Origin of the sequence: Deinococcus ficus (assembly GCF_003444775.1) — a bacterium.
Classification (GTDB): Bacteria; Deinococcota; Deinococci; order Deinococcales; family Deinococcaceae; genus Deinococcus; species Deinococcus ficus.
This window is the reverse complement of sequence record NZ_CP021081.1, coordinates 2492501-2506440: the sequence shown is the minus strand read 5'-3', so window position 1 is coordinate 2506440 and position 13940 is coordinate 2492501. Positions and strand designations below refer to the sequence as shown.

Below are 13940 nucleotides of genomic sequence, written 5' to 3'. Positions count from 1 at the left end.
TGAACCCCCGGCTGCTGACCGGGGGTTTTGCTTGTGCTGGCGCGCCCTGTAGGACTCGAACCTACGACCGACCGCTTAGAAGGCGGTTGCTCTATCCAGCTGAGCTAAGGGCGCATAGTGAGAAAGCTCCCGCGTGGGGAGCCTTCCGTTTTGGAGCGGGATCACGGATTCGAACCGAGGCCAGAAGCTTGGAAGGCTGCTGTGCTACCACTACACCAATCCCGCGGGTGCGCGCCCGCTTGATTCAACTTGGTCGAGGCGACTGGATTCGAACCAGCGACCCCTTGGTCCCAAACCAAGTGCGCTACCGGCCTGCGCTACGCCTCGATGCGTTGCGCGCCCCAGGACTATAGCAGATGCCGCGTGGGGTCTGGGGGCGGGGGCGCGTATGGTGGGGGCGTGAGTGCCCTGGCCCGCGTGAAGACGTACCTGGATCTGGTGAAGTTCGAGCATACGGTGTTCGCCCTGCCGTTCGCGTATGCGGGGATGCTGCTGGCGAGCATGCATCAGTTCGGAACGGGCTGGCCGGGGCTGGCGACGGTGTTCTGGGTGACGGTGGCGATGGCGTCGGCACGCACGGCGGCGATGGGCGCCAACCGCGTCATCGACCGGCTGATCGATGCGCGCAATCCGCGCACGGCGGGCCGGGAGGTGCCGGCCGGGAAGGTGTCGCCGGGGCAGGCGTGGGCGCTGGTGGCGGTGAGTCTGGTGGTGCTGGTGGTCTCGGCGTGGCAGCTGAACCCGCTGTGCCTGATGCTGCTGCCGTTGGCGGTGGTGTTCCTGATCGGCTACCCGTACACGAAGCGCTTCACGTGGCTGTGTCACGTGTGGCTGGGCGTGACGGACGGCGCGGCGGCGGCGGGCGGGTGGATCGCGGTGACGGGTGAGTTTCACCCGGTGGCGTGGGCGCTGTGGGCGGTGGTGATCTTCTGGATGGTGGGCCTGGACGTGATCTACGCGACCATGGATTACCGGTTCGATCTGGCGAACGGCATCAAGAGCATTCCGGCGCGGTTCGGGATTCCGCGGGCGCTGCGGATCGCGGCGGTCAGCCACGCGCTGACGTTCGCGCTGCTGGTGCTGGTGGGTGTGCTGGCGGGGGCGAGTCCGTGGTACTTCCTGGCGGCGTTGGTGATGGGCGGCATCCTCCTGTACGAGCACCGGATCGTGAACCCGGATGACCTGGCGCGGGTGAACGTGGCGTTTTTCGACGCGAACATGTGGCTGGCGTTGACCATGCTGGCGGGTGTGGTCGTGGACGTGGTGTGGCGGACCCTGACGACCTGAGGGGCCGGCTGGTGCCCGAGGCGGCCGTGCGGGCCTTCCGGGAGGGTGAGGACCGCCTGACCCTGCGCCTGCTCACCCTGGCGCAGGACGCGCATGTGGTGGGCGGGGTGGCCTGGGCGGCGCTGGAGCGGCTGCGGGGGCTGGTGCTGATTCACATGCTGCGGGAGGTGGAGGGCACCTTCGCGCTGGAGCGGGCGGACGCCGTGCTGGACGCGGCCGGGCAGGTGCGACCGGACCTGGACTGGCTGGAGGAGCCGCCGCCCGGCGGGCGGTGAGGGCGCCGGCGCATGAGGCGCTCTAGAATGCCGGGAATGACGGCCGCGCTGCACGCGATTCCTCCCCTTCCCCGGCCCGGGACGCCGGCATGACGGGTCTCCTGACCGGGGACCGCCTGGGCCCCCTGGAAAGCTCCGAGGGAGAATTCACCACCCGCTTCGCGGCCCACGCGGCCGAGGGTCTGCTGTACCCGCAGCGGGAGGGCAGTCCGCTGCTGGAGTTCGCGGCTGGGGGCCGGGTGCTGTACCTGTTCGACCGGAACGGCCCGTACGCGGCGGCGCCCGGGCCGGCCCGGGTGATCGTACATGGGGTGCTGGAGGAGTTCACCCGCCTCGCGCCGGAGGACGCCGCGGAGGAAGCCCTGACCAGCGTGGGCATCTCGCAGGTGGAGGGCCGGGGGCAGGTCGTTGCGGTGCAGCGTTCGGTGTGCGTGGTGCAGGCGCGGCTGCCCCTGGTGCTGGCGGCGTTTACCGCCCTGCCTGCCCTGGCCCCCGGGGACTGGGTGGCGTTCCGGACCGCCCCGCCCCTGCACGGCTTCACGCTGTAGAGGCCGCTCATCTGCCCCCTGTCAAGCCCGGTGGCTTTAGGCAGCGGGGGATGCCAATGAGGGAGAGTTAAGGCACAATAAGGAAGACTCTTATGCCTGAGCGTCTTCTCCCTCTTCCTGCTGTCAAAGTCGAACCCACCCGCGCCAGTCTGGTGCTGGTAGACGTGGTGGGGAGTACGCGTCTCGCGCACGCCCTGGAACTCGGGCATTACCAGGCCCTCATGGCGGAATTCGTGCAGGTCATGATCCTCAGCTTCGAGGCGGCCGGCGGGCAGGTGCTGCAACACCAGGGCGACGCCGTGCTGGCGCTGTGGCCGGAAGGCTGCGAGCGCAAGGCCGTGTTCGCCGCACTAGGCGCCCACGAACGCGCCGCGCGCCTGAGCCTGGCCGGGTACCTGGGCGTGCAGCTTCAGGTCCGGGTGGGGGCCGCGTACGGCGAGGTGATCACCGGGCCGGTCGGCGGGCAGATGAGCGCCTACGGTCTGCCGGTGAACTACTCGCGGCGCCTGTGTGACGCGGCGGCGGCCGGGCAGACCATCGTCTGCCAGGACCTGTCGGGCGCGGCGCAGGGGCCCTGGCGGGTCGTGAAGCGCCCGGCGCTGAGCCTGCAGGGCTTCGGGCCGGACTGCGTGGGGTACGAGCTGGTGGTCGAGGAGCCGGTGGTGGCGCGCGTGGCGCCCCTGCGGGCCGACCCGGTCCGGCGCCGCCCGGCCTGAGAACGGATGAGGCTCATGCAGGGCTGCTCTCTGAGCAGCTCATGAGCTCCTCTGTGATGGCATGGGCGGTGTTTGGTGGGCCAGCGGCCGGATTTCGGTGTGTCTGTCCATGGGGAACCACATAAACTGGCATTAAGCACCGCGACCGGATTCTCATGAGAAGCCTCCATAGACTCTGGGTCATGGAACGCAAACCCCTCGTACTCGTCATTGAGGACGAGAAAGACATCGCCCGCTTCATCGAGCTGGAACTCGCGGCCGAAGGCTACGCCACCGAAGTCGCCTTCGACGGCGTGACCGGCCTGTCCAAATTCCGTGAAGTCAACCCTGACCTCGTGATCCTGGATCTGATGCTGCCCGTCCTGGACGGCCTGGAAGTTGCCCGCCGCATCCGCAAGACCAGCAACACCCCCATCATCATCCTGACCGCCAAGGACGGCATTCAGGACAAGGTCGAGGGCCTGGACTCCGGCGCCGACGACTACCTCATCAAGCCCTTCTCCATCGAGGAACTGCTCGCCCGCGTGCGCGCCCACCTGCGCCGCGTGAACCCCGCCGTGACCGGCGAGGTGCGCGTCGCCGACCTGGTCATGAACCTCGACGGCCGCGAGATCTTCCGCGGCGGCCGGCGCGTGGAACTCTCCGCGAAGGAATTCGAACTGCTGGAACTCCTCGCCCGCAACCCCGGCAAGGTCTTCTCCCGCTTCGAGATCGAGGAGAAGGTCTGGCCCGAGTACACCGGCGGCAGCAACGTCGTGGACGTGTACATCGGTTACCTGCGCCGCAAGCTGGAAGAGGGCGGCGAACGGCGCCTGATCCACACCGTGCGCGGCGTCGGGTACGTCCTGCGCGAGGAATGACCCCCACCCCCCTCACCCCCCGGGCCGCCCGGCAGGAGCACGCACCGTGACCCTGCGCTGGCGGCTCACGGTGTTCTACACGGCGCTCCTGACCGTGCTGCTGTCCCTGGTCGCGCTGGCCGCCCTGATCCTGATGCGCGGCAGCCTGGTGGCCGGCGTGGACCGGCAGCTGCAGGACACCTACGTCAGCCTGGTGCGCCTCGCGCCCAGCCTGAACCTGCACGACCCCGACCGGCTGGACCGCGAGGCGAACGGCGAGGTCGTGATCTCCCGCTACCAGTTCCCGGACTCGTTCATCCAGATCGAGGAACTCGCCTTCTACGACCTGCCCACCCTGGCCACCGACCTGCAGAACGCGACCACGCCGACCATGCGGGGCCAGCTGTTCAAGTACCTGCGCGACATCCAGGCGGTCAGCCGCATCACCATCGCCACCGACCCCGACCACCCCATCGAACTGACCGACGCGCAACTCGCCGCGCTGATCGAGGCGCCCGACGGGCAGCTGAAGCTCAACCTGCCGGTCCGGGAACGCTTCCGGGACACCCCCACGCCCATGCGGGTCCTGGTGCGCCTGGAACCCCTGCAGCTGAAGTCCGCGGCCCTGGGCAGCGATCCCACCCTGGCGGTCACCTACGTGGCCCGCAGCCTGGGCGGAATCAACAACACCCTCACCAACCTTCAGAACGTGCTGCTGCTGCTGTGCGCCATCGGGGCCGTGAGTGCCGGGACCGGCGCCTACCTGCTCGCCGGGCAGGCCCTGGGACCTCTGCGGCTGGTGCGGCGCGCCGCCGAACGCATCGGCGGGGAGAACCTCACCGAGCGCGTCCCGGTGCCCGCCACCGGCGACGAGGTCGAGGCCCTCGCGCAGGCGCTGAACGGCATGCTGGGCCGCCTGGAACAGAGCTTCGAGGCGCAGCGCCGCTTCACCAGCGACGCCAGCCACGAACTGCGCACCCCCGTCACCGCGATCAGCGGGCATGCCAGTTACCTGCTGCGCCGCACCAACCCCACCGGCCAGCAGGCCGAGAGCCTGAAGATCATCCAGAGCGAATCCGAACGCCTCACCAACCTGATCGCCAGCCTGCTGCAACTCGCCCGTTCCGACAGCGGGGCGCTGGTCCTGAACCGCGCGCCCATCTTCTCCGGCCTGTTCCTGCGTGAGATCGCCCGGGAACTCGCGCCGCTCGCCCAGGCCCAGCAGACCACGCTGGATGTCAGCGGTGACGACCTGCCCTTCGAGGGCGACCCGGACCGGCTCAAGCAGGTCATCATCAACCTCGTCGGCAATGCCCTGAAGGCCGGCGCGCGCACCGTGACCCTCGGGAGCACCCTGGACGCCGCCGGCCAGCAGATGCACCTGAGCGTGCAGGACGACGGGCCCGGCATCCCCGCCGATCAGCTTGAGCGCCTCTTCGACCGCTTCTACCGCCTGGAGGACAGCCGCAGCCGCGACCAGGGTGGCGCCGGCCTGGGCCTGAGCATCGCCAAGGGCATCGTGGACGCCCACGGCGGCCGCATCTGGCTGGAAAGCGACCTGGGCCAGGGCACCACCGCCCACGTTCAGCTCCCCATCGGGAACGTACCTGTCTTGGACGACGACGACGTGCCGTAACGGTGAATATTTAAAGAGTGGCCGGTCAACGGATAGATCGTTGACCGGCCACTTCCCCTTTCCGCTCAGCCGAGCATCAGGGTGTGGAATTCCTCCATCAGCGTCTCGCCTTCTTCCACACTGCGGGCCACCACCAGAATGGTGTCGTCCCCGGCGATGGTGCCCACGATGTCGTCGCGGCGCAGGCGGTCGAGCAGCAGCGCCACCCCGCTCGCGTGGCCCTGCGCGGTCCGGACGACCAGCAGGTTCTCGCCGCGGTCCACGTCGTGCACGAAGTTCTGGAAGAGGCGGCCCAGTTCGTCTTCCACGTCGGCGTGCCCGGTGGTGTGCGCCAGGGCGTAGCGGTGCCGGCCCTTCCCGATGGGGAGGCGCACCAGGCGCAGTTCGTTGATGTCGCGGCTGACGGTGGCCTGCGTGACGTTGATCTTCTCGGCGCGGAGCCGTTCCACCAGTTCGCCCTGCGTGCTGATGCTCTCACGGGCGATGATGTCCTGAATTCGTTTCTGTCGCTGCTCCTTGCTGAGTTCCTTGCTGGGCATTCCACGACATGGTATGCATATGCACCTGCATACGCAATAGGTTCCTGCGGTCCCGTCCAGGCGGGGCTCCTGCGGGCGGGGTCAGCGCCGGGCGAGCAGGCGCGCGGCCTCGTCCAGCAGGCGGCGGGCCACCTCGCGCTTGCTGGTGCGGGGCCACGCCTCGTGCGACCCGTCGGCGCGGACCAGCGTGACCTCGTTGTCGTCCCCGCCGAACGCCGTGCCGGCCTGCGTGGGGTAGTTCAGCAGGATGAAATCGGCGTTCTTCCGGGCGGCCTTCCCGGCGGCGCGTTCCACGCCGGCATGCGTCTCCATGGCAAAGCCGACGAGCACCCGGTCCCCCTTCTCCCGCCCGAGTTCGGCGAGGATATCCGGGTTCGGGGTGAGGTGAATGGTCACGTCCCCGGCGACCTTGGCCTGCTTCTCGGTGGCGGCGGCCGCGGCGCGGTAGTCGGCAACGGCCGCGGTCATCACCACGATCTGCGCGTCCCTTGCGGCCGTGACCACGGCGTCCCGCAGGTCCAGCGCCGACTCGATCCGGACCACCTGCACCCCGGGCGGGTCCGGCAGGGCCACCGGGCCGGTCACCAGGGTTACGGCCGCGCCGCGGTCGCGGGCGTCCTCGGCGACCGCGAAGCCCATCTTGCCGCTGCTGGGGTTGCTGATGAACCGCACCGGGTCCAGGTACTCGCGGGTGGGGCCGGCCGAAACGACCACCCGCACGCCCTTCAGGTCCTGATCACGGGCGGGCCCGAGGAGCGCCATCACCGCGTCGGCGATGTCGTCCGGTTCGCTCATGCGGCCCACGCCGCTGCCTTCATGCCGGGTGCCGAAGGGCCCGGTTTCCGGCCCCAGGAACGTGTGGCCCCACTCCCGGACCTGCGCGGCGTTCGCCTGCACGGCCGGGTGCGTCCACATCCGTTCGTTCATGGCCGGCACCCACACGACGGGCGAGCGCACGCTGAGCAGCGTCGCGAGCGCGAGGTCGTTCGCGTGCCCGCCGGCCGCGCCGGCCAGCAGTTCGGCGGTGGCGCCCACCACGACCGTGGCGTCCGCCCGCGCCAGCGTCAGGTGCTGCGCGTCCGGGCCGGCGGCGAACCAGGTGGCGTCCGTGGCCGCCGCGGTCCCGGCGGCCGTGGCGAGGCTCAGTTCCGTGATGAAGGCCAGCGCGGCCCGCGTGGCGATCACCTGCACGCTCGTGCCGCGCTCCCGCAGGCGCCGCAACACGGCCGGCGCCTTCACGGCCGCCACGCTGCCGCCCACGATCACCAGCACCCGGGGCCGGCCCGGTCCATGACCGCTGGGGGATTGACGCTGCTCCTGCCCGTCCGGGACGCTGTTCACCCGCCCAGTGTACGGGAGCGGGCTAGCAGGGCAGGGGAGAGGCGCGGGGTGTCCCCGGGCGGGGACCGGTCCGGGACGCGGCGGGGTTCCCTTGCCCGTATACTGTGCGGGTTATGCGTACGGTGACCGTAGGGACGCGCGGCAGCACGCTCGCGCTCGCTCAGACCCGGTGGGTCGTGGCCCGCCTGAAGGAGGAATGGCCGGATACGGACTTCCGCATTCAGACCATCACGACCAAAGGGGACAAAGACCGCCAGGCCCTGGGACAGCTCGCCCAGAAGGGCGACAAGGGCTTCTGGGTCAAGGAGATCGAGGACGCCCTGCTGCAGAGCCGGATCGACATCGCCGTGCACAGCCTCAAGGACCTGCCCACCGAGCAGCCTGAGGGTCTGGAGGTCGCCAGCATTCCCAAGCGCGTGGACGCCCGGGACGTGCTGATCGGCAAGGAAGGCATGAAGCGCCTCGCGGACCTGCCGCAGGGGGCCCGGGTGGGCACCAGCAGCGTGCGCCGGCGCGCGTTCCTGAAGGCCTTCCGCCCGGACCTGCAGGTGATCGACCTGCGCGGGAACATCGACACGCGCCTCGCGGCGCTCGCCGGCGAGGAGTACGACGCGATCATCCTAGCGGCCGCCGGCCTGATCCGCACGGAGATGCGCAACCGCATCGACGAGTTCGTCGAACCCGACATCCTGCTGCCCGCCCCCGGGCAGGGCGCGCTGGCGCTGGAAACCCGCGCGGACGACGACCTGACCATCGAGGTCGCGTACGCCATCCACGACCACCTCACCGACGACCGCATCACCGCCGAACGCGAGTTCCTGGCGGGGTTGGGCGCCGGGTGCATGGCGCCGGTCGGGGCGCACGCCAGCGTGAAGGGCGGCGTGCTCACCCTGGAAGGGTGGGTGGCGGCGCTGGACGGCAGCAAGGTGATCCGCGCGACCAGCGCCGGCGAGCCCAGCGAGTGCGCCGACCTGGGCGCGGAACTCGCGGCGGACATGCTGGACCAGGGCGCGGCCGCGCTGATCGAAGCGGCCCGCGAAGGCTGAGGGGTGCCCCGGCCGGCCCGGAGTGCGGCGTGAAGGGCGCGCGGTGGCGCTGGACGCCCACGGAACTGCTCACGGCGCTGGCCGCGGCGCTGCTGTGGATGGGGATCGGCCTGTTCCAGCGCACCCGTGCCGGCACGGATCTCGGGGCAGCCGCGGTGGCCGAGCTGCCGCTCACGGCTGTGGTGTTCGTGGTGGCGCTCGTCTGGATCGCGCTGCGCCGCTGATGCGAGGAAGGTGACGTGAACGACTCGCCCCAACCCCCCTCCACGCCGGGCCTGCGCCTCGCTGTGATTCACACGGGCGGCACCATCGCCAGCCGCCCCAACCCGCACGGGCCGGGCGTGGTGCCGCAGTCGGCGCCCAGCGTGCCGGGCCTGCCGAACGTGCAGGTCACGGAATTCCAGCCGTTCACGCTGCCCAGCCCGCACGTGACGCCGGCGCACATGCTGCAGGTCGCGCAGCTGATCGAATCGGTCGCCGGCACGCACGACGGGATCGTGGTCACGCACGGCACCGACACGCTGGAGGAAACGGCGTTCGCGCTGCACCTGCTGCTGCGCGCCGACACCCCGGTCGTCCTGACCGGCAGCATGCGCCACGCCGCGGAAGTCTCCTGGGACGGCCCCGGGAACCTGCTGGACGCCGCGCAGATCGCCCTGCACCCCGCCACGCGCGGGCGGGGTCCGCTGGTCGCGTTCGGCGGCGACATCTACGACGCGCGCACCGTCACGAAGGTGCACAGCACGGCCGTGGAGGCTTTCGGCGGGTACCCGGGCCCGATCGGCCGCATCGACCGGGTGGAGGGCGCGCCCCTGATCCGCTTCTTCGCGAACCCGGAACCGCGCGTGGCGTTCACGCCAGCTGCCCTCACGGCCAGGGTGGACGTCCTGTACGCGTACGCCGGCTGGACCGGCGAGGGTTTCGAGGCGGCCGCGCGGGACGCCGACGGGCTGGTCATCGCCGCACTCGGCACCGGGAACCTGCCCGCAGAACTGCTGCCGCTGATTCAGGACACCGACAGGCCCGTGGTGATCGCCACGCGCACGCACGCCGGGCCGATCCTGCCGGTGTACGGCTACGCGGGCGGCGGCGCGACGCTGGTACAGGCGGGTGCGATTCCCGCCAGCTTCCTGAACGCCCACAAGGCCCGGCTGCTGCTGATGATCCTGCTGAGCCTCGGCCTGGACCGCGCCGCGATCCGCCGGGTGTTCGTGGACGACCCCTTCTGACTTAAGTTCCGTTCGGGGTCCCCGGACCATTTTCCGGCCGGGGTGGTGCATCCTCTGAAGATGCCGCACGCACCCATCCCGGCACCGGCACTCGAGGCCTTTTTCCTGGCGTTCTGGGACGCCTGGCGGGGCGTGGGCCGCACCCTCGAGGCCGAACTGGAGCGCGAACTGAGCCTGGACCTGCGGGCCTACCTGACGCTGGCGGTCGTGAACGACCAGCCGCCCGAGGCCTGCCAGCCGGCCCTGCTGGCCGAGCTGCTGGGCGTGCCGCGCTACGAGATGAGCCGCGTGCTGGCCGGTCTGGAAAAGCAGGGGCTGATCGTCCGGCAGGAGTCAGCGCGCGACGCCCGACGCGTGGAGGTCAGCCTCACCCCCGAGGGGCTGGAAGCCACCCACGCGGCGCTGGCGGTCGCGCACCGGGTCACGCAGCCGGTCCTGAGCCCACTGGGCACCCCGGCGATCGAGCACATGACCGCCCAGCTGCGGCAGGTGGCGCAACTCGTGCAGGTCGCGCCGCCAGTCCCGGTGACCTGAACCGCTTCCTCAGGCGGGCGTGACGACCGTGCCCTGCGTGTCGATGGGCAGGTCCAGCACCCGCCCGGTCAGGCCGCTGCGGTGCAGCACGTCCCGCAGGTAGGTGTGCAGGCGCTCCGTGGGTTCCCGCTGGTCGTGAAAACACAGCACGGTCGGGCCGGCGCCACTCAGGGCCGCCCCGAGCGCCCCGTGCCGGTGGGCGTGCTCCAGGATGTCGCTCAGGCCCGGCACCAGCGGCGCGCGCCACACCTGATGGATGTAGTCCTGCATGGCGTGCCGCAGCAGGTCCAGGCGGCCCACGCTCAGCGCCGCGGCCAGCAGCGCGGCGTGCGACAGGGCGTGCACGGCATCGGCGCGGCTGTACTCCTTGGGCAGCACCGCGCGGGCCTTGCTGGTGCTCAGCTCGAAGTCCGGGATCAGCACGGTCACGCCCAGGTGCGCGGGCGGATCGAGGCGCACGTAGTGGGTGCCCAGCTTGTCCAGCGTCGCCACGACGATCCCCCCGAACAGCGCCGGGGCGACGTTGTCCGGGTGGCCTTCCTCCCGCGCCGCGACGTCCAGCACGGTTTCCTGGTCCAGCGGACGGCCCAGCAGCTCGTTCCCGGCCACGATGCCCGCGACGAGCGCGGCGGCACTGCTGCCCAGCCCGCGGGCCAGCGGCACCTCCGTCTCGATCTCGATCCGTGCCGGCGGCAGCGGCTGCCCGGCGCGGCGGGCGGCCAGCTCCATCGCCCGGTACAGGTAGTTGCTCTCGTCGGCGGGCGTGTCCCGCAACTCCTCCCCGAGGGGCACGATTTCGGTGGTGGCCTGCGGCGTTACGCGCAGGGTGGTGTGAAGCGGCACGCTCAGGCCCAGGCTGTCGAACCCGGGCCCCAGATTGGCGCTGCTGGCCGGGGCGCGCACGGTGAACGCCCCCGCGGCGCGGTTCACAGGATGCTCTCCAGCACGGCGTCCATGCGGGCCGGTACGGCCACGGGCGCCGCGACGCTGCGCAGTGCACTCTGCGGGTCCTTCAGGCCGTTCCCGGTCAGGACCGCCACGATCCGCTGCCCGGGTTTCAGCTGCCCGGCCGCGTGCAGTTTCAGCAGGCCCGCCACCGGCGCGGCGCTGGCCGGTTCGCAGAACACGCCTTCCCCGGCGATCCGGTGGTAGGCGGCCATGATCTCGTCATCCGTGACCAGGTCGAACAGCCCGCCGCTCTCCTGCACGGCCGCGCGGGCCAGGTGGGCGCTGGCGGGCGCGCCGATGCGGATGGCGGTGGCGATCGTTTCCGGGTGCTCCACCCGGTCCACGCCGCGGGCCAGGGGGGCGGCGCCTGCGGCCTGAATGCCCCACATGCGCGGCAGGCCCGGCATCTTCCCGGCGCTGCGGTACTCGCGGAAACCCATCCAGTACGCGCTGATGTTCCCGGCGTTCCCCACCGGGATGGCCAGGATGTCGGGCGCCTCGCCCAGGTCGTCCACGATCTCGAAGGCGGCCGTCTTCTGGCCCTGCAGGCGGTGGGGGTTCACGCTGTTCACGAGCGCGATGGGGTGGGCGGCGCTGATCTCCCGGACGAGGTGCAGCGCCTCGTCGAAGTTGCCCTGCACGGCCACGATCCGCGCCCCGTAGGCCATGGCCTGCGCGAGTTTGCCCAGGGCGATGTTGCCGTCCGGAATCAGCACGATGCACTTCAGGCCGGCCCGGGCGGCGTACGCGGCGGCGGCGGCGCTGGTGTTGCCGGTGCTGGCGCAGATCACGGTGTCCGCGCCGTCCTCCACGGCCTTGGCGACGGCCATGACCATGCCGCGGTCCTTGAAGCTGCCGGTGGGGTTCAGGCCCTCGTACTTCAGGTGCAGTTCGCAGCTCAGCGCCTCACTGAGTTTCGGTGCGGGGATCAGGGGCGTGCTGCCCTCGTGCAGGGACAGGGGGGGCGTGCGGTCGGTGACGGGCAGGTAAGGGCGGTAACGTTCGAGCAGTCCGGGCATGCGTCGGGGCCTCCAGGGCACGTCCTGCGCGCAAGACTGTCAGGATCGTGGGGAATGCGGCCATCCTAGCGGCCACTCCGGTCAGGCTCCCCTTCCACACTCAGACAGGGGAGACCCCCTGACATCCGCCCGCCCTCTCCGGGTGGAAATCGGCTTTTGTGAGGGTGCGGAGGCCCATTTTTCAATCGGAGCCTTAGCGCGGTTTGGGCTCATCTCCACCTCAGCTTTGCTTGCCCTTGAGAAAGTAGGCCCCTCCACATTGGACCCGGGACCGGAGTCCCATGCTGCCCCCAACAACGACGCATTTCTTCGTTGAGAACGAGAAGTTCAGGATCACCCCAAGGAGGAAAACACATGAGTTGGCTGATTACTATTCTGGTTGGTGCGCTGTGCGGTTGGCTGGCAAGCATGATCATGAACACGGACGGACAGCAGGGCGCCGTGGCAAACATCCTCATCGGGATCGTCGGCAGCCTGCTCGCCCAGGCGATCTTCGGCAACATGCTCGGCATCGGCGGCGCCGACGTGGCCGGCGCGGGCTTCAGCTTCTGGAGCATCGTGTGGGGCGTGGTGGGCAGCGTGGTGCTGATCGCCGTCCTCAAGGCCTTGCGAGTCCTTCGCTAACACCTTTCACTCAGAACCGGGCGTCCTTCGGGGCGCCCGGTTTTCCTTTGGACCGGACGGAGGTCCGTCACGCACTCACCCGGCGTTTTCCCCCGGGCGCTACACACCGGGGCGGTCCCTGTGGTACTCTTGTGCGGCTTGTCTGATTCCGTCCAGTGTGGCGGTGACCCTGATACAGGGCGCAGGCCCCGGACAGAAGTGTGGATGATCCGCTCGGCGACGCCGCTGAACGGTGAGGAAACGCGGAAGCAAGGAACGGACTCAAGAAGGAGACTGGAACATGGCGAAAGTGTGCGAAGTGTGCGGAAAGGGACCGATTGTCGTGAACTCGGTCATCCGCCGGGGTAAGGCCCGTGCGGCGGGCGGCGTGGGTCGTAAGGTGACGGGCATCAGCAAGCGCGTCCAGAAGCCCAACCTGCAGGTGATGAACGTCACCCGCGGCGGCGTGAGCCTGCGCGTGCGCGTGTGCAGCAAGTGCCGCAAGAGCCTGACCTAATCCCAACCACCCTATAGAAAGGCGCCCCGGTGTTCGGCCGGGGCGTCCTTGATTTTGCCTTCTTTACTCCAGCGCCCCAGCCTTCGGGCGGCGCTCCGCCAGGAAGCTCGACACGACCAGCGCGATCGTTCCCAGCACCACGCACATGTCCGCCAGGTTGAAGATCGGGAAGTCGCCCTGGCCGACCAGGCGAGTGAAGAAGCTCAGGAACGGCGCGTGAATCATGTCCGTCACGCCACGCGTCTGCGTGAACCCGTCGATGGCATTCCCGATGGCCCCGGCCGCGATCATGCTCAGCAGCACGGTGGGTAAAGGGGGCTGCGGCCGACGCCACAGATACACGAGCAGGCCCAGCCCAACCAGCAGGCGCCCCACCGCCAGCGGAACCGTGCTTCCGCTGAACAGACTCCAGGCCGCGCCGGTATTGAACGTCAAGGTCCAGTCGAGCACCCCCGGAATGACCGGGACGGGCGGGGCGCCGTACGTCAGGTTCGCCAAGGCCCAGGCTTTCAGGGCCTGGTCGGCGCCCACGAGCAGCGCGACGAGAAGGGCCGGCAGCCACACGGGCAGGCGGCGTACACGGTCACCGAGATCAGGCACGACGCGCAGTATATAGAGCGCCCCTCTGTTTTCCCGTCGCCACTGTGTGCCCTGCGTCCAACGTCACCAGGACCGAAGGCGGCATAGTGACTTCATGGCAAATGTCGAATCCTTCGATCTGGACCACACGAAAGTCCGCGCCCCCTACGTCCGCCTGGCTGGCGTCAAAACCACGCCCCGCGGCGACAAGATCAGCAAGTACGACCTGCGGCTCCTTCAGCCGAACCAGGCCGCCATCGACCCGGCCGCCATCCACACCCTGG

18 protein-coding genes and 3 tRNA genes (1 of these 21 cut by a window edge) are annotated in these 13940 nt (G+C 69.9%); 13 read left to right on the top strand and 8 right to left on the bottom strand.

What is annotated here, in order from left to right:
• Nucleotides 1-37: 37 nt before the first annotated feature.
• From DFI_RS12310 to DFI_RS12300, 3 genes are all read right to left on the bottom strand, one after another.
• Nucleotides 38-114: transfer RNA gene (locus tag DFI_RS12310), tRNA-Arg, on the bottom strand.
• 37 nt (nucleotides 115-151) lie between these two features.
• A tRNA-Gly gene (locus DFI_RS12305) sits at nucleotides 152-225 on the bottom strand.
• Nucleotides 226-250: 25 nt separating this feature from the next.
• Nucleotides 251-327: transfer RNA gene (locus tag DFI_RS12300), tRNA-Pro, on the bottom strand.
• Between the two features lie 72 nt (nucleotides 328-399).
• On the opposite strand from DFI_RS12300, the gene mqnP reads away from it, so the two are divergent.
• The 6 genes from mqnP to DFI_RS12270 all read left to right on the top strand — a co-directional run bounded on the left by mqnP (nucleotide 400) and on the right by DFI_RS12270 (nucleotide 5301).
• A complete protein-coding gene (gene mqnP, locus DFI_RS12295; protein ID WP_022801021.1) occupies nucleotides 400-1287 on the top strand; it encodes a menaquinone biosynthesis prenyltransferase MqnP in 888 nt (295 codons plus the stop codon).
• Nucleotides 1266-1562 carry a hypothetical protein gene (locus tag DFI_RS12290; RefSeq protein WP_027463776.1) on the top strand — a complete coding sequence of 99 codons (297 nt, stop codon included), beginning with the start codon at nucleotides 1266-1268 and terminating at the stop codon, nucleotides 1560-1562. The genes mqnP and DFI_RS12290 overlap by 22 nt, the downstream gene beginning before the upstream one ends.
• Before the next feature lie 89 nt (nucleotides 1563-1651).
• A complete protein-coding gene (locus DFI_RS12285) occupies nucleotides 1652-2110 on the top strand; it encodes a hypothetical protein (protein WP_051308119.1) in 459 nt (152 codons plus the stop codon).
• A gap of 92 nt (nucleotides 2111-2202) precedes the next feature.
• Nucleotides 2203-2826: an adenylate/guanylate cyclase domain-containing protein gene (locus tag DFI_RS20590; RefSeq protein WP_051308117.1), complete on the top strand. Its 624-nt coding sequence runs from the start codon at nucleotides 2203-2205 to the stop codon at nucleotides 2824-2826.
• Between the two features lie 182 nt (nucleotides 2827-3008).
• Entirely contained in the window at nucleotides 3009-3686 is a 678-nt protein-coding gene (locus DFI_RS12275) for a response regulator transcription factor (protein ID WP_010887388.1), read from the top strand.
• A 46-nt stretch (nucleotides 3687-3732) separates the two neighbouring features.
• A complete protein-coding gene (locus DFI_RS12270; RefSeq protein ID WP_027463774.1) occupies nucleotides 3733-5301 on the top strand; it encodes a sensor histidine kinase in 1569 nt (522 codons plus the stop codon).
• Nucleotides 5302-5366: 65 nt separating this feature from the next.
• Here the strand turns inward: DFI_RS12270 and argR are convergent, their stop codons facing one another.
• Nucleotides 5367-5840 carry an arginine repressor gene (gene argR, locus DFI_RS12265; RefSeq protein ID WP_022801026.1) on the bottom strand — a complete coding sequence of 158 codons (474 nt, stop codon included), beginning with the start codon at nucleotides 5838-5840 and terminating at the stop codon, nucleotides 5367-5369.
• Between the two features lie 81 nt (nucleotides 5841-5921).
• Nucleotides 5922-7112: a bifunctional phosphopantothenoylcysteine decarboxylase/phosphopantothenate--cysteine ligase CoaBC gene (coaBC, locus tag DFI_RS12260; protein WP_043779092.1), complete on the bottom strand. Its 1191-nt coding sequence runs from the start codon at nucleotides 7110-7112 to the stop codon at nucleotides 5922-5924.
• A 182-nt stretch (nucleotides 7113-7294) separates the two neighbouring features.
• Here coaBC and hemC point away from each other — a divergent pair, with 182 nt between their 5' ends.
• Genes hemC through DFI_RS12240 form a run of 4 tightly spaced genes read left to right on the top strand, consistent with a single transcriptional unit; the run spans nucleotide 7295 to nucleotide 9990 of the window.
• The gene (hemC, locus tag DFI_RS12255) at nucleotides 7295-8227 is read left to right on the top strand and encodes a hydroxymethylbilane synthase (protein ID WP_022801028.1); all 933 of its coding nucleotides are present in this window, start codon (nucleotides 7295-7297) and stop codon (nucleotides 8225-8227) included.
• 29 nt (nucleotides 8228-8256) lie between these two features.
• Nucleotides 8257-8451 (top strand): hypothetical protein, encoded by a 195-nt coding sequence (locus DFI_RS12250; protein WP_027463772.1) that lies wholly within the window; start codon nucleotides 8257-8259, stop codon nucleotides 8449-8451.
• Nucleotides 8452-8466: 15 nt separating this feature from the next.
• Nucleotides 8467-9456 carry an asparaginase gene (locus DFI_RS12245; RefSeq protein WP_051308115.1) on the top strand — a complete coding sequence of 330 codons (990 nt, stop codon included), beginning with the start codon at nucleotides 8467-8469 and terminating at the stop codon, nucleotides 9454-9456.
• A 60-nt stretch (nucleotides 9457-9516) separates the two neighbouring features.
• Nucleotides 9517-9990: a MarR family winged helix-turn-helix transcriptional regulator gene (locus tag DFI_RS12240; RefSeq protein WP_051308113.1), complete on the top strand. Its 474-nt coding sequence runs from the start codon at nucleotides 9517-9519 to the stop codon at nucleotides 9988-9990.
• A 9-nt stretch (nucleotides 9991-9999) separates the two neighbouring features.
• Here DFI_RS12240 and thrB read toward each other — a convergent pair whose 3' ends face one another.
• The gene (gene thrB, locus DFI_RS12235; protein WP_022801032.1) at nucleotides 10000-10920 is read right to left on the bottom strand and encodes a homoserine kinase; all 921 of its coding nucleotides are present in this window, start codon (nucleotides 10918-10920) and stop codon (nucleotides 10000-10002) included.
• Nucleotides 10917-11957, bottom strand: coding sequence for a threonine synthase (gene thrC, locus DFI_RS12230; protein WP_027463770.1), 1041 nt, complete (start codon nucleotides 11955-11957; stop codon nucleotides 10917-10919). The genes thrB and thrC overlap by 4 nt, the downstream gene beginning before the upstream one ends.
• Nucleotides 11958-12311: 354 nt before the next feature.
• Here thrC and DFI_RS12225 point away from each other — a divergent pair, with 354 nt between their 5' ends.
• Both DFI_RS12225 and rpmB read left to right on the top strand, forming a co-directional pair.
• Nucleotides 12312-12581: a GlsB/YeaQ/YmgE family stress response membrane protein gene (locus tag DFI_RS12225; RefSeq protein WP_022801034.1), complete on the top strand. Its 270-nt coding sequence runs from the start codon at nucleotides 12312-12314 to the stop codon at nucleotides 12579-12581.
• Between the two features lie 280 nt (nucleotides 12582-12861).
• Entirely contained in the window at nucleotides 12862-13077 is a 216-nt protein-coding gene (gene rpmB, locus DFI_RS12220) for a 50S ribosomal protein L28 (protein ID WP_022801035.1), read from the top strand.
• 63 nt (nucleotides 13078-13140) lie between these two features.
• Here the strand turns inward: rpmB and lspA are convergent, their stop codons facing one another.
• Complete coding sequence (lspA, locus tag DFI_RS12215) at nucleotides 13141-13689, bottom strand: signal peptidase II (protein WP_081425937.1); 549 nt, start codon at nucleotides 13687-13689, stop codon at nucleotides 13141-13143.
• 82 nt (nucleotides 13690-13771) lie between these two features.
• On the opposite strand from lspA, the gene DFI_RS12210 reads away from it, so the two are divergent.
• Nucleotides 13772-13940, top strand: the 5' portion of a protein-coding gene (locus DFI_RS12210) for an S-ribosylhomocysteine lyase (protein WP_027463769.1). 299 nt of this gene lie beyond the right edge of the window; only the first 169 of its 468 coding nucleotides appear in the window; it begins with the start codon at nucleotides 13772-13774; the stop codon falls past the right edge of the window.

Bases quoted from the DNA above. Each gene is read 5' to 3' on its own strand.
- DFI_RS12285 (WP_051308119.1), top strand. From the start codon at position 1,652: ATGACGGGTCTCCTGACCGGGGACCGCCTGGGCCCCCTGGAAAGCTCC.
- DFI_RS20590 (WP_051308117.1), top strand. From the start codon at position 2,203: ATGCCTGAGCGTCTTCTCCCTCTTCCTGCTGTCAAAGTCGAACCCACC.
- DFI_RS12275 (WP_010887388.1), top strand. From the start codon at position 3,009: ATGGAACGCAAACCCCTCGTACTCGTCATTGAGGACGAGAAAGACATC.
- argR (WP_022801026.1), bottom strand. From the start codon at position 5,840: ATGCCCAGCAAGGAACTCAGCAAGGAGCAGCGACAGAAACGAATTCAG.
- hemC (WP_022801028.1), top strand. From the start codon at position 7,295: ATGCGTACGGTGACCGTAGGGACGCGCGGCAGCACGCTCGCGCTCGCT.
- DFI_RS12240 (WP_051308113.1), top strand. From the start codon at position 9,517: ATGCCGCACGCACCCATCCCGGCACCGGCACTCGAGGCCTTTTTCCTG.
- thrC (WP_027463770.1), bottom strand. From the start codon at position 11,957: ATGCCCGGACTGCTCGAACGTTACCGCCCTTACCTGCCCGTCACCGAC.
- DFI_RS12225 (WP_022801034.1), top strand. From the start codon at position 12,312: ATGAGTTGGCTGATTACTATTCTGGTTGGTGCGCTGTGCGGTTGGCTG.
- rpmB (WP_022801035.1), top strand. From the start codon at position 12,862: ATGGCGAAAGTGTGCGAAGTGTGCGGAAAGGGACCGATTGTCGTGAAC.